Source organism: Paenibacillus phyllosphaerae (assembly GCF_014192105.1).
Lineage (GTDB): Bacteria > Bacillota > Bacilli > Paenibacillales > Paenibacillaceae > Paenibacillus_Z > Paenibacillus_Z phyllosphaerae.
Window position 1 is genome coordinate 68,822 of the sequence record NZ_JACHXK010000008.1, and the last position, 13,978, is coordinate 82,799.

The window sequence follows — 13,978 nt, forward strand, 5'->3', positions numbered from 1 at the left end:
CATACTTGTGAGTAAAAGTGACGCAAAATTCAGAAAACTCAACTGAAATTGAAGTTTCACGATGGGTTAGAAGAAGTCGGTGGTAGATATCCTAACATCTAAACTTGAAGGGGGAGTGGTTACGATGTTGTCCCGTTACCAAGGCAATGCCTACGATCGCCGGTTCTTGCCGAGGCTTACAACCCAAGAGATCGCGGCGATGAACAAGGACGACGTCTTGATTGTCCTCCCGGTCGGCGCGATTGAGCAGCATGGCCCGCACATGCCCGTCTACACGGATACGCTCATCGGCGAATCCTTCATGGCGGCGGCATTCGATTGTCTGCCCGAAGACGCGCCGATCTGGCTGCTGCCGTCGATCGGTTACGGCAAGAGCACGGAGCATGCCGGACATCCGGGAACGATTACGCTCTCGGCCAAGACGCTGATGGCGGTGCTCGAGGATATTGCCGTGTCGCTCGCCCGCAGCGGATTCCGCAAGCTGCTGCTCTTCAACACCCATGGCGGCAATGCGGATCTGCTAGGCATGATGGCGCGCGAAATCCGGATCGCGACGGGGCTGGCCGTCTACCGGTTGGAACCTGGAGCGGTCGGCTATAGCGATTCCTTCACCGACGAGGAGGAGAAAGCCGGCGGCATCCATGCCGGCGACGTCGAGACATCGCTCGTTATGGCGGTACGGCCCGAGTGGGTCCGCGCTGAGCTCGCACCCAAGGAGTTGCCGCGTTTTCCGACGTCACGATCCTTTTCCTTCCGGGCCAAATCGTTCGCCTGGGTGATGGACGACATCTCGCGTACCGGAGTAGCCGGTGACGCCACCAAAGCAACCGCTGCGAGAGGAGAGGCGATGTTGAAGGAGGCGGGGCCGCTGCTCGCCAAGGCGCTTATGGAAATCGCGGCTTTCGACATGGAATCACTTCGTGCTGACATTGAAAGGGGATGATGCGATGACGGCGGTCACGGAAGCGAAGGAATGGGTCCGCATGGAACGGTTGTCCAAGGTCTATCCGAATGGAACGACGGCGGTGAAGGAGGTTGACCTATCGATTCGGGAAGGCGAATTCCTCTGTTTCGTCGGTCCTTCCGGCTGCGGCAAATCGACGATATTCAAAATGATCACCGGCTTGTCCAATCCGACCGGCGGTAAGTTGACCGTCATGGGGACTACGGCGAATGAAGCCCGCAAACGGTCGGACACGGCATTCGTGTTCCAGGATCATACGCTGCTGCCTTGGAGTTCGGTCATCGACAACGTCATGCTGCCGCTCGCGCTGCGAGGCGTCTCGCGCAAGGAGAGGCAACAGGAGGCGGAACGCGTGCTCGCGATGGTCGGGTTGCAAGACCATATGCGCTCTATGCCTCGCGAGTTATCTGGCGGGATGAAGATGCGGGCGTCTATCGCCAGGGCACTCGTCGCGAAGCCGAAATTGTTGCTGATGGATGAGCCGTTCGGGGCATTAGACGAGATTACGCGTCAGACGCTTCAACTGGAGTTGCTGTCCTTATGGAGGCAGGATCCGGAGATGACGATCCTGTTCGTGACGCATAACGTCTTCGAGGCCGTCTTCCTGTCGACGCGCATCGCCGTCATGACGCCGCGGCCGGGCAAGATCGATGACGTAATCGACGTGCCGGTGCCTTTCCCGCGCGACGAAACGTTCCGGTCGACGCCGGAATTCGGAAGAATCGTCCATTCCGTATCGATGACGTTAAAGCATTAACGTCCAAGTCTGGGCGGCAAGATCGAGAGGAGGAGCATGCATGGAGTGGATGAAGGACGTACTGGAAGTGTTTGGTGAGGAACGGTTGGTAACGAATCCCGCGCAGATCGACAAGTTATCGAAGGATTACTATTGGTATTCCCCTGTACTTGCGCCGCTCTTGAAGGATAAAAGCGCGGATGCGGTAATCGTGCCGCAAACGGTCGAAGAAGCGACCGAAGTATTGGACTTCGCTTACCAACGCAGCATTCCGGTTACGACCCGGGGCGCAGGTACCGGCAATTATGGGCAGGCGATTCCGCTATCGGGGGGTATCGTCCTGGATTTGAGCAAGTTGGACCAAGTGTTGGAGATTACGGACGCTTATGCGCGCGTGCAGGCTGGCGTTCGGCTCGGCGCGCTGGAGAAACGGCTGCGCGAGCAGGGGAAGGAGCTGCGCATCTATCCAAGCACGTTCATGAAAGCGACGGTTGGCGGCTTCGTATGCGGGGGCTCAGGGGGAATCGGGTCCATTACTTGGGGTAATCTGTGGGACGGCAATGTGCTGGAAGCGGTCGTCCTTACCGCTGAAGAGACGCCGCGCAGACTGATTGTCCAAGGCGAAGAGCTGCAGGCGTATATCCATAATTACGGTACGACCGGGATTATCGCCGAGCTCGTCATTCCGATCGCCGACAAGGTGGAGTGGGTGCAGACGGTCGCGCAGTTCGACGATTTCGAATCCGCGTGCCTGTTCGCTCACGATGTCGCGGTCGACGATTCGATTCGCAAGCGGCTCGTATCTCCGATGGAGTGGCCGATTCCGTCCTATTTCAAGCCGATTGCCGCCAAGCTCGAGGATGGAGCCAGCGTCTGTATGCTGGAAATCGCTCAAGGCTGCGAAGAATCGATTGCTTCCCACGCGAGCGTTCACGGCGGTCGCATCGGCTATACCATTCCGCCCGAGCAATACCGGAAGGTGATGAATCTGTCCGACTTTACGTGGAATCATACGACGCTATGGGCGCTGAAGACCGACCCGTCTCTGACCTATTTGCAAGCTGGCTTCAAGTTGGATCGTCTGATGGAGCAAGTCCGATTGATCAAGAATAAATTCGGCCACGAGGTGCTCATGCATCTGGAACTCATCCGTTCCGCAGGCAGCATCGTCCCTGCCTCGCTGCCGATCGTTCGCTATACGACGCATGAACGACTCTACGAGATTATTGCCTACTTCCGCTCGATCGGCGTCGGCATCAACGATCCCCACACGTGGGTGTTGGAACAGGGCGGACGCGGAGAATGGGACGTCATGCATCAAGCGAAGAGGGCGAATGATCCTCGCGGGCTGCTTAATCCCGGCAAACTCTTGACGCCGGTAGAAAGTTTGACCAATCAGGAGGGATAAGCGATGCATGAAGAGCTGCTCACCGAGTCGAACGTACCGCTCCGAACATCCCCTGCAGGATCGGCAACCGCGTCGCGGCTGCGGAAGATGAATCGGCAATTCGGTCCGCCTGCCGCCGCTTTCGTCCTATTCATCGGGGGGTGGGAGGTTGTCTGCCGCCTGCTCGGCACGAAGCCATATCTGCTGCCGAAGCCGTCGGATATCGTCCTGGCTGCGACGGAGAATGCCGCGAATCTGTGGGTATCGGTCTACACGACGATCGTGGAAGCGGTGCTCGGCATTATTCTAAGCATCATCTTAGGCGTCGGGTTCGCCATTCTGCTTGCCAGTTCGAAGTTCATTGAACGAAGCGTATATCCTTACGCCATCATCATGCAGACCATCCCGATCGTAGCCATTGCCCCGATTATCGTCATCTGGTTCGGCGCAGGCATGAATGCGATCGTCATCATCGCGTTCCTGATCGGATTCTTCCCGATGCTCTCCAACACGCTTATTGGTCTTGATTCAACGGAGCACAACATGAAAAACCTCTTCTACCTGTACAATGCCTCTCCTATGCAGACGATGTTCCGTTTACGTATTCCGGCCGCGCTTCCTTACATCGTGGCAGGTCTCAAAATTTCGTGTACGCTCGCCGTCATCGGCGCGATCGTCGGCGAATACATCGCGGGCATCGGCGGCGGCAAAGGCGGTCTCGGTTATGCGATTACCGTTGCTGCTTCGCGTCTTCAGACACCCTATCTTTTCGCGTGCGGCTTATCCGCTTCGCTGCTGGGCATTGCCTTCTTCCTGCTGGTGAATGCCTTCTCCAAGTGGATGCTCAGTTCCTGGCACGAATCCGAGATGAAATCGTCCGAAGGCTAACGTTAGTCCGTCAATGAAAGGAGCGTGGATGACCGATGATGATCGATGGGATAGAAGCCATCAACGTGAGGCTGCCGCTGCTTGACGATAAGGGGTTCTACACGGTTACGATTCGCGATGGTAAGTTCACGGCGGTCGAACGCCAGGAAAACTTCATTGTTTCACCGGTCCATAAGCCGATCGGACAGCTTGGGTTCGAGGAGCTCAAGACGGCGGCATGGCTCGACATGGAAGGCAAGGCGATGCTGCCCGGATTCGTCGACGCTCACATGCACTTGGACAAAGCGTATTCGCTGCCTTGGGTCCGCAACCGAACCGGCACGCTTCTCGAAGCGATCGTGAACTACCGCTCCGTCGCGCCATCGTTCACGAAGGAGGTCATTCGCGAACGGATCGTAAAAGCATCGCTGCGCGCAGCTTCATACGGATCGGCTGTATTGCGCAGCCATCTCGATGTCCCCGTGCATCTAGGCCGCGATATCGCGATGCGAACGATCGAGGCGGCGCTTGAAGCGAGGGAGATCGTGAATGGAGCATTAGATATTCAATACTTCCCGATCTTCTACTTCGACCAAGCGAAGGAGCGGGAATGGACCGATTTTGCTGCTGAGGCGCTGCGCATTGGCATCGACGGCGTCGGAGGGGCGCCGCATTTGTCGCCGGATCCCCAAGCGAGCTTGGCATGGGCGTTCAAGCTTGCGACGGCGTTCGATAAGCCGGTCGATCTGCACACGGACGAATCCGACGATCCTTCGGTCAAAACCATCGAAGTCTATTGCGAGCACGCGGAACGGTTCGGATACGCAGGCCGTGCGACGGCAGGGCATCTATGCTCCTTATCGGCGATGGAGCAAGATGAAGCGGAGCGTCTGATAGCGCGGATGGCGGAATGCGGAATAGCTGCGGTTACGCTGCCGGCCGTGAACCTGTATTTGCAAGGAAGGGGGGACCGGGGCAATGTCCGCCGCGGCGTCACGCGTGTCCGCGAGTTGCTGGAGGCCGGCGTCCTGGTTGCGGCGGCTTCGGATAATATTCAAGATCCTTTCCATCCTTTCGGTCGAGGCGATATGCTGCAGAACGGGCTGATGACCGCCTATGCCGCCCATATGGCACGGGAAGAAGATATTGGCACGGTGCTGCGAATGTTGACTTCGATTCCTGCTGCAATCACGGGGGTTGCCGACTACGGCATTGCGCCTGGGAACCCTGCAAGGTTCGTCGTTCTAGACGCCGTTTCCGCAGAGGAACTGCTGCAGGAGCTGCCTGCGGGGCGATGGGTGTACAACAAGGCGAAATGGACGTTCGCGTCCCGATTCAGCCGATCCGGATTCGAAGCGGCCATGCCTGAAGAAGCTGCTTCGCCACCACGCGCTGTTCCAACGGATTGATCTTCCTGAGGCTGCGCAGCGGGAAGTAGATCATAGATAAACAAGATTTCGCGGGATAAAGGGAGGAAGAGAACATGCTACATACGGGTCAAGCAGGAGCTTTTAGAAGAACAGGTGGTTTTACCGCCATGTTAGCGTTGGCGATCAGTCTGGCAGCTTGCGGTAACGGAGGCAATGCCAATACGACGGCTGACACTGGCAATAATGCGCAAACCACAGGCAATGCGCCCGCCGCAGCGTCGTCGTCCGAGCCGAAGGAACTTACGAAGGTTACGCAAGTGACCAACTGGTTCGCGGAACCCGAGCACGGCGGTCAGTACGCGGCGCTTGCCAAAGGGTTCTACGAAGAAGCCGGCCTTGATATGACGATCCAGTCCGGTGGTCCGGGCGTCTCTTCCACGCAGATCGTTGCAGGCGGCAAGGCGGAGTTCGGTATGGGGCAGGCCGACGAAATCCTGTTGGCGCGCAAGAACGGGATCCCGCTCGTGGCAATCGCGGCGACTTTCCAGAAGAATCCGCAGGGCATCATGTTCCACAAGGGAAGATTCAAAGATATTTCCGAGCTCAATGGCAATAAAGTCTATGTCGGCAGCGGCGTCGTCTATTGGGAATACCTCAAGAAAGCGTATAAGTTAGACGGCGTGACGGAACTCAAATATACCGGTTCGCTCGCGAATTTCGTCGCCGACCCGGATGCCGCGACCCAGATCTATGTGACGAGCGAACCGTTCTCCATGCAGCAGGAAGGCGTGGAGGTCGAGTATTTCCTTAATTACGACCTTGGATATAAGCAATACGGCAATATCCTCTACACGACGGAGGATTATATGAAGGAACATCCCGACGTCGTGAAGGCGTACGTGCAAGCTTCGATTAAAGGCTGGGATTATTACAAGGACAATTCGGAAGAAATTAACAAAGTCATGCAGGAGAAGAATCCGGACCTGAAACTCGAAGCGATGGCATACGGGACGAAGGCGCAAGAGCAACTCGTGTACGGCGGCGACGCGGAGACGCATGGCGTCGGTTATATGAGTGAAGAGATCTGGTCGGGGCTGCAGCAGCAAATGATCGATATCGGAATGCTCGAGGAAGCCGAACCGCTGGAGAAGGTCTTCACGAATGAATTCCTGCCGGCCCAATAAACGTTCCGGAGGGGGGATGGATGTGGCTAATCTATTAGTCATCTACTTCAGCGCGTATGGGCATATCTACCGGATGGCTGAAGCAGCCGCCCGTGAGGCTGAGCGGGAAGGGCATGTTGTCAAGCTAGCCCGTATTCCGGAGTTTCGTTCGCCGGACAATGTGACGGCATTGCTGGATCATCCCGATCGTCTCCAGGGCAAAGCGGATAGCGCGATATCCGGCACGTTCCGAGTCGGGGCCAGATGGGAGAAGTACGTGGCGGCGCAGGCTATCCAGCGGCATGTGCCGGAAGCCGTAACGGATGACTTGCGATGGGCGGACGGCATCGTCTGGGGGTTCCCGACCTATTACGGCTCGATGCCTGCTCAAGTCAAATCGTTCCTCGACCTGTCCGGCAGTCTATGCGCAAGCGGGGCGTTGGAAGGGAAGCCGACCGGCATCATGACCAGCGCCGGCTCCATTCATACCGGACATGAAGCGACGCTGTTGACTTCAATCGTCCCGCTGCTGCATTTCGGGATGGTCTATGTCGGACTGCCGTATTCGCAGAATCCGGAATATTTGACGGCTGACGCGATCGGCGGTTCTCCGTATGGCCCGTCCACGTTAGCCGGTCCCGACAGCAGCCGCTCGCCTGACGAGCGGGAGCTGAGAATGGCAGGTAGGCTTGCCGCTCGGGTGGCACGATTCGCGGAAGCGAGCAAAGGCATACAATGAATGGCGGTGATAAGGATGGCGGGATCGTGTGACTTCATTGTTCGCAATGTGAGATTACCCGGCAGCAAGGGGAATACCGATGTCGGGATTAGCCAAGGTAAAATAGCGGCAATCGGCAGCATGCCGGATGCGGCTTCCGTAGAAATGCTTGATGCACAGGGCAGGCTCTTGCTTCCACCGTTCGTCGAGCCCCATGTGCATCTGGATACGACGTTGACCGCGGGCGATCCATTATGGAATGAGAGCGGTACATTGGGAGAGGGAATAGCGATCTGGTCCTCTCGCAAGAAGTCGCTGACGAGCGAAGATGTCCTCGCGCGGGCAGAGCGGACGCTGCGACTGTATATTGGATACGGCGCGCTCCATCTCCGGGCGATGGTCGATATCGGCGATCCCCAGCTGACCGCGCTGCGTTCGGTGCTTGAATTGAAGGAACGGTATCGCGAGTTGATCGATATACAGGTCATCGCCTTCCCGCAAGACGGTATCGTCGCTTGTCCGGAGAACGCGACGCGAATGGAAGAAGCGCTGCGGATGGGAGCGGACGGCGTCTCGGCCGTGCCGCATCTGGAGCACACCCGGGAGGACGGCGTGCTTAGCTTGCGCCAAGCTTTCGGCCTGGCCGAACGCTATCATGCATTCGTCCATGTCTTCTGCGACGAGACGGACGACGAATCTTCGCGCTATCTTGAAGTTTGCGCCTCGCTTGCGTTGTCCACCGGGTTAACCTCGCGGGTTGCGGCCGCCCATGCCAATGCCGCCGCCTATTACGGGGAGCCTTATTTTCAAAAGCTACTCGGCCTAGTTCAACGGTCCGGGATGTCGGTCATTGCTTGCCCGCTGATCAACAGCGTCATGCAGGGCCGTTACGATGGTTATCCCAAAGGCCGCGGGATTACGCGCATACAAGATTTTCACAACGCCGGTGTCAATGTCGCCCTATCGCATGACGATATCCGCACGCCGTTCTATCCCCTTGGCACGGGGAATCCGCTTGACGCGGCCCATATGGCGGCGCACTTGGCCCATATGTGCGGACGCTCCGAGCTCTCGGTATTAATCGGCATGTTGACGCGAGGCGGAGCGACGGCAATGAATTTGGGGGAGGCATACGGATTCGAAGACGGCAGGCCAAAGGTAGGCGCGCCGGCCTCGTTCCTGCTGTTCGATGCCGCCGATGCGAGCGAATTGATTCGTCTGCGCCCCGCCCCACGATACGTCTACCGCAACGGCCGCCTGGTCGCGCAGACGCCGCCGGCAGTGACGAGCCTCGCAGCGGGACAGATGATCGAGCATGCGTGAATAAGAGTTGAAAAGAAGCGAGCCACTCAGGAAAGCAAAGACGTCTCTTGTCATCGTGGATGACGACGGGGCGTCTATTTGCGTTTTTGATTTTGAGAATAATGCATCAGGTGATGTTTCATTCTGATGGTAATTAACAGGCATTCGGTTTTGAAGCAACATTTTCACCGGCATGAACTCGAATAACGTTCGTAAGATGCGAAGCCAAGATTGGAGGAGGGAGAACAAATTCTTTATGTAAGAATACATGACGCGAATCTCCGGCGAACTCTTGTGTAGTTTACTTTGATCAAGTATGATGTTAGAAAATCTACCCCGTGTATCGCGAGTTATCGGCGGAAAAAGGTGGGGATCCCGTTGACAAGTTGGTACAAGAAGCAATTACTGTCTTATTTCCCTATTTTCCTGATGGCCATCACCGTCATTGTGCTGCTCGGACTGGTCATTGTGTCGGACATCTCTCGGAAGGAGACGCAGAAGGCGAATCGACTCTCGGCGCAGTTCATATCCGATACGATGGTGCGTGCCTTGGATGAGATCGAGACGGCTTCTCTCGAGGAGTTGGCGGCCAATGAGAGCGTACTTACGTTCACGGATCAGCGCGAAAGCGAGGAAGTCGACGAGAGCTTGTTAATGTACGGCGTGTCCAATGCGCTGCGCGCACTGACCGATAACAATCCGCTCATCCATTCCGTCTACTTGTACCGGGCAGAGGATCGATTGATGCTAACGCCGAACGGGAAGTACCGGCTGGATGCGTTCTCTGACCGCGAATTCGTTGAAGCTTCCCTCACCGCCGGACGGTCCACGGACATCTGGTCCGATGTTCGTAACTTGCGTGCCCCGTTCGAAGGTTCTGCCACGCCCGTTATCTCGCTGGTGAAGCGGCTTCCGGTCCCGTTCGGCGACAGAGGGCTGGCGGTTATCAATGCGGACGTACGGGTGCTGCGGCAATACATCGACGAGACGGCAGATGACCGAGTCACTTATCTGGACGTCGTCGACGAGCGGGGAGACGTGGCGATTGCTTCCGGATCAGGCGAATCGATCGCCGATGACGTGACGTTCCTATCACGCATTCCGATACCCAATACGAAATGGACGATTCGCAGCGGCATTCAACCGGGCCAGCTGTTCGCATGGTTCTCGCTGATCTCCTACGTATGGGTGGCGATCGGATTCGCCACCATCGTGCTTAGTTTCGGTTACATCGTTTACGTCGCGAAACGAAATTACCGTCCTATCGAGAAAATGATGAACAAGCTTGAGTCGATTCAATTGGAAGCTTTGCCCGATGATCGTAAGGTCGACGATCTATCGATCATCGGGCAAGCCTTGGAGCGATTGATCGAGCAGACGGGCGTTTACGAGCAGAAACGGCATGAAAGCTTGGTCGCCAGACGGCGTCAGGCGTTTCTGGATCTGTTGGAAGGCACGGACTCCATCGAGGAGGCCGACTGGCGGGAAGGTCTTCCTCCAGTCGGCCGTGAGGCTGCCGATGCCGGTTCCGTCGTCATCGTGGCCGAAATCGAAAACGCCGAGTCGTTCGAGGAAGGGACCACGGCCGAGGATCGTTCGGTCATGCGGCTTGCGCTGCAAAGCTTCATGCAAGACGCGTTCGGGCGCGGGGCATCTTCGTGGACCGAATGGATTAACGGCACAAGGGTCGGTATTCTGTGCGCGTTCGAAGCTGGCGAAACGGGGAGGGGCGGGCTGCTGGAGGCGGCTGAGTCCACGCGGCGTTGGATCGAGGACAATTTCCGCATCTCCTTCGTATTCGCCATCGGCACGTCGACGACGAATTGGCGCTCTCTTGCTGAGTCTTATGTTTCGGCGAAGGAGGCGCTCGATCATAAGCTCACGCGCGTGCATGACGGCGTAATCGTGGCTGAAGAGGTCGCAGACTACGATCTGGAAGACACGATCTGGTACTGGACGGCCGCTGCGGACATCGCCAAGTCGTTCCGGTTAACGCAGGAACGTTGGCAGTCGTCGCTTGCCGAGCTGTTCGACGATTTCCGTTCCCATCGCACGAAGGACCGGGAAATCTATGCGGTGCTTGAAACGATAACGAAGTTGTTGAAGAAAGAAATAGTCAGCGGGAACGGGACTTCGGAAACTGTAGCGCAGGCATGGTGGAAGATTGGCATCGACCGACAAGTAACCGGCGGCAAGACGCTTGACCAATTAGAATGGGACTTCACCGAGGCGCTCGGCGAGTTGTATCGCTTATACGTCGCGGCTTGCGAGAATGACAGCCAGCAAACCGTCGTTATCGAGATGCGAAACTATATTGAAGCGAATTTCGCCAATCCGGATTTGTCGCTCAAGCATCTTGCCGACCGATTCGGTCTGGCAGGTAAGAACGTCAGCCAAATGTTCAAGGACGCGTTCGATGAGAACTTCGTGGATTTTCTGCTGGCGCTGCGGATCGGCAAGGCCAAGCAATTGCTTACCGAAACAGGATTCGCCCAACAAGAAATCGCGCAGCAAGTCGGTTATTCGAATTCCATTACGTTCGGCAGAATGTTCAAACGTATCGTCGGCGTGACGCCGGGCGACTATCGCAAAAGGCATGAAGCTATATCATAATTCCAACCCGCGGACGGCCATTCATTACTCGATGAATCGGCCGTCTTTTGTGATGTTTTATCTAACATGAATATGACGCCAATTCGCAAGATGAACGGTTTATTTTAGATTTTTAGTCAATAACGTCCATAACAGTGACATTATATGTGTGGTTTATGTCTGAAAACAAGTTTATTGTCGCAAGTCAGGGTCGGATGACATACTGGAGTCGTTCCCGGGGAAAGCAATCGGGACGAACGTTCGAAGAGGAGATGAGAGAGATGGAGAGAAGGATGGGGAAAACCAGTAAGAAAATGCTTGCGGTTACGGCCGGGTTCGCGGTTCTAATGTCTGCCTGTTCGAATGCGGCTCCTAATGAAGGCGCGGAAGGTGCCGCCTCGGGAGAACAGGAGCGAACAACGTTGAAAGTTGAAGTATTTGATCGCGGCAACGCACCTGCAGGGATGTCGATCGACAACAACTACTTAACGAATTACGTGAAGTCTTCCTTCAGCGATACGAGCGGTATCGACGTGCAATACGTGCCGATCCCGCGTTCGGAAGAAATTCAGAAGCTGAACGTCCTCATGGCGAGCGCAGATGATGTGCCGGATATCGTGTTCACGTACGATTCGGGGACTTACTATCGGTACGCGACGCAAGGCGGCCTCACCGATGTTACGGAACTGCTCGACGAGTATGGACCGAATCTGAAGGCATTCCTGGGTGAAGATACATTAAAGTACGGTCAGATCGACGGGCAGCAGCTCGCGATACCGGGACGCCGTCTCGTGCTCGGACGATATGCTTCGTACGTTCGCCAAGACTGGCTGGACAAAGTAGGGCTGCCGGTGCCGCAGACGACCGACGAATTATATGAAGCGCTCAAGGCATTCAAGGCGCAGGATCCGGGCGGCCTCGGCGACAAAATGATTCCGCTCGGCATGTCGATGGCGCCCGCGCAATACGAATCGCTGCTCTGGTCATTCGTCGAACCGCTGACGGAAGAACAGCGCTATACGCTGACGCAGAAACTCGGATCCAGCGATTATCCGGTGCTCCTCCCCGGATTCAAGGATGGGCTGCAATTCATGAATAAACTTTATAACGAAGGTTTGATCAGCAAGGATTTTGCGCTCGACGAAGACAAGAAACAAATCTGGCAAGACGTGCAGAACGGCCTGGTCGGCGCATACAGCGAAGATGCCGGCGAGCTGTTCTTCGGATATAACTCGACGTACAAAAACATGCAGACGAACGTATCTGGGGCAACGTTTACGCCGATCGACCCTTACACGGACGCCGAAGGCAAGCATGCGAAACCGGGATACGCACCGAACGCCATGTACATTATGATTCCGAAGTCCAGCGAACGCGCGGTCGAAGCGATCAAATATCTGGACTGGATGGCATCCGAAGACCACCTGTTCTTCATGCAGAATGGCGTGGAAGGCGAGAACTACGCGCTCGAGGACGGCATTCCGGTACTGGATGCCGAGGCGCCGCAGGACGTTCAAGACCGCTTGTACAACTATGGCGATATGGCCATAATCGTCAACGGCAAGTTTATCGGCGAACCGCAGCAGAACAGTGAAGCTTACATTCGCCAAGTGCCCAAAGAATATCACGAATTGATGCGGACGTCGGTCGATATTTCGAACGTCGACAAGATCGATCAGATCGTCATGCCGCGTCCGATCGAATCCGAATCGAAGTACGGCAATGCGTTGGCCGAGAAGTATAAGGAGCTGATCGTTAAGACGACGATGGCGGCGCCGGACAAATTCGAGTCCACCTACGAATCGATTATGAAAGAATATATGGCCGGCGGCGGACAGGCGATACTGGACGAGCGCAAGACGGTCTACGGCGAGATGCGATAACGCCTTGCGCTACGGGCGGCGGGAGGGCTGATGTGCCTGCCGCTCGGCTCGCGGAAGCAATTCAAGAGGAGGGGACGCCATGAGAGCTTCGACCTATTTCATTCGATACTGGCAGTTATACGCCTTGCTGGTGCTGCCGCTCATCTATTTTGCCATCTTCAAGTATGGTCCTATGTACGGCATTCAGATCGCGTTCAAGGAATTCAACTTCTTCCAAGGCATACATGGCAGCGAGTGGATCGGCTTCGACGCCTTCCGCGAAGTGTTCCAGAATCAGGAGTTCTACAAGACGCTCCGTAATACGCTCATGCTGAACTTTCTTGATCTGCTCGTCTCTTTCCCGGCGCCGCTGTTCCTGGCAATCATGCTCTACGAGCTCAAGAGCAAGGCCTTCCGGAAAGTATCGCAGACGATTCTGTACGTGCCTCACTTCATCTCATGGGTCATTATTGGCGGCATCGTCTATCAAGTGTTCGGCACGCAATCGGGGATGATTAACAATATGATCACGGCGCTCGGATTCGATGCCGTTCCGTTCCTCACCGAGAAGACGCATTGGTTGTTCACGTATCTGGCCACAGGCGTGTGGCAGAGCGCCGGATGGGGGACGATCCTGTACTTGGCCGCCTTGACCGGCATTAACGGCGAACTGTTCGAAGCTGCGGATATGGACGGCGCGAACCGGCTCCAGCGTATCTGGTACATTACGCTGCCCAGTCTCAAGACGACGATCGTGACGCTCCTTATTATCAACCTTGGCCATATTATGACGATCGGCTTCGAGAGGCCTTATGTCATCGGCAATTTGGCGGTGCGCGATTATTCGGACGTGCTCAGTACGTTCGTGTATCGGGTCGGCATGGAATCGGGGCAATATACGCTGGCTACCGTCGTCGGTTTGTTCCAGGCCGTGGTCGGACTTATCTTCGTGCTCGGCGCCAATTACGCATCGAAGAAACTGGCTGACGAGAGTATTCTGTAACCAACACTTCAGAC

11 protein-coding genes are annotated in these 13,978 nt (G+C 56.0%); all 11 read left to right on the forward strand.

Features of this window, described 5'->3' with window-relative positions:
* Window positions 1–124: 124 nt before the first annotated feature.
* Window positions 125–943 (forward strand): creatininase family protein, encoded by an 819-nt coding sequence (locus tag FHS18_RS18055; protein ID WP_183601495.1) that lies wholly within the window; start codon window positions 125–127, stop codon window positions 941–943.
* A 4-nt stretch (window positions 944–947) separates the two neighbouring features.
* The gene (locus tag FHS18_RS18060; RefSeq protein ID WP_183601631.1) at window positions 948–1,721 is read left to right on the forward strand and encodes an ABC transporter ATP-binding protein; all 774 of its coding nucleotides are present in this window, start codon (window positions 948–950) and stop codon (window positions 1,719–1,721) included.
* A 40-nt stretch (window positions 1,722–1,761) separates the two neighbouring features.
* Window positions 1,762–3,108 carry an FAD-binding oxidoreductase gene (locus FHS18_RS18065; RefSeq protein WP_183601496.1) on the forward strand — a complete coding sequence of 449 codons (1,347 nt, stop codon included), beginning with the start codon at window positions 1,762–1,764 and terminating at the stop codon, window positions 3,106–3,108.
* 3 nt (window positions 3,109–3,111) lie between these two features.
* Window positions 3,112–3,975, forward strand: a complete 864-nt coding sequence (locus FHS18_RS18070; protein WP_183601497.1) for an ABC transporter permease — start codon at window positions 3,112–3,114, stop codon at window positions 3,973–3,975.
* 35 nt (window positions 3,976–4,010) lie between these two features.
* On the forward strand, window positions 4,011–5,363 hold the full coding sequence (locus FHS18_RS18075) for an amidohydrolase family protein (protein ID WP_183601498.1): 1,353 nt from the start codon (window positions 4,011–4,013) through the stop codon (window positions 5,361–5,363).
* Between the two features lie 128 nt (window positions 5,364–5,491).
* Window positions 5,492–6,508, forward strand: coding sequence for an ABC transporter substrate-binding protein (locus FHS18_RS18080; protein ID WP_183601499.1), 1,017 nt, complete (start codon window positions 5,492–5,494; stop codon window positions 6,506–6,508).
* Between the two features lie 22 nt (window positions 6,509–6,530).
* Entirely contained in the window at window positions 6,531–7,226 is a 696-nt protein-coding gene (wrbA, locus tag FHS18_RS18085; protein ID WP_183601500.1) for an NAD(P)H:quinone oxidoreductase type IV, read from the forward strand.
* A 15-nt stretch (window positions 7,227–7,241) separates the two neighbouring features.
* Window positions 7,242–8,528, forward strand: coding sequence for an amidohydrolase family protein (locus FHS18_RS18090; protein ID WP_183601501.1), 1,287 nt, complete (start codon window positions 7,242–7,244; stop codon window positions 8,526–8,528).
* A gap of 357 nt (window positions 8,529–8,885) precedes the next feature.
* A complete protein-coding gene (locus FHS18_RS18095; RefSeq protein WP_183601502.1) occupies window positions 8,886–11,120 on the forward strand; it encodes a helix-turn-helix domain-containing protein in 2,235 nt (744 codons plus the stop codon).
* Between the two features lie 251 nt (window positions 11,121–11,371).
* Complete coding sequence (locus tag FHS18_RS18100; RefSeq protein ID WP_183601503.1) at window positions 11,372–12,982, forward strand: extracellular solute-binding protein; 1,611 nt, start codon at window positions 11,372–11,374, stop codon at window positions 12,980–12,982.
* 79 nt (window positions 12,983–13,061) lie between these two features.
* Window positions 13,062–13,964, forward strand: coding sequence for an ABC transporter permease (locus FHS18_RS18105; protein ID WP_183601504.1), 903 nt, complete (start codon window positions 13,062–13,064; stop codon window positions 13,962–13,964).
* Window positions 13,965–13,978 lie beyond the last annotated feature (14 nt).

Coding starts and splice junctions, on each gene's coding strand:
- FHS18_RS18055 (WP_183601495.1), top strand. CDS start 125: ATGTTGTCCCGTTACCAAGGCAATGCCTACGATCGCCGGTTCTTGCCG.
- FHS18_RS18060 (WP_183601631.1), top strand. CDS start 948: ATGACGGCGGTCACGGAAGCGAAGGAATGGGTCCGCATGGAACGGTTG.
- FHS18_RS18065 (WP_183601496.1), top strand. CDS start 1,762: ATGGAGTGGATGAAGGACGTACTGGAAGTGTTTGGTGAGGAACGGTTG.
- FHS18_RS18070 (WP_183601497.1), top strand. CDS start 3,112: ATGCATGAAGAGCTGCTCACCGAGTCGAACGTACCGCTCCGAACATCC.
- FHS18_RS18075 (WP_183601498.1), top strand. CDS start 4,011: ATGATGATCGATGGGATAGAAGCCATCAACGTGAGGCTGCCGCTGCTT.
- FHS18_RS18080 (WP_183601499.1), top strand. CDS start 5,492: ATGTTAGCGTTGGCGATCAGTCTGGCAGCTTGCGGTAACGGAGGCAAT.
- FHS18_RS18090 (WP_183601501.1), top strand. CDS start 7,242: ATGGCGGGATCGTGTGACTTCATTGTTCGCAATGTGAGATTACCCGGC.
- FHS18_RS18100 (WP_183601503.1), top strand. CDS start 11,372: ATGAGAGAGATGGAGAGAAGGATGGGGAAAACCAGTAAGAAAATGCTT.
- FHS18_RS18105 (WP_183601504.1), top strand. CDS start 13,062: ATGAGAGCTTCGACCTATTTCATTCGATACTGGCAGTTATACGCCTTG.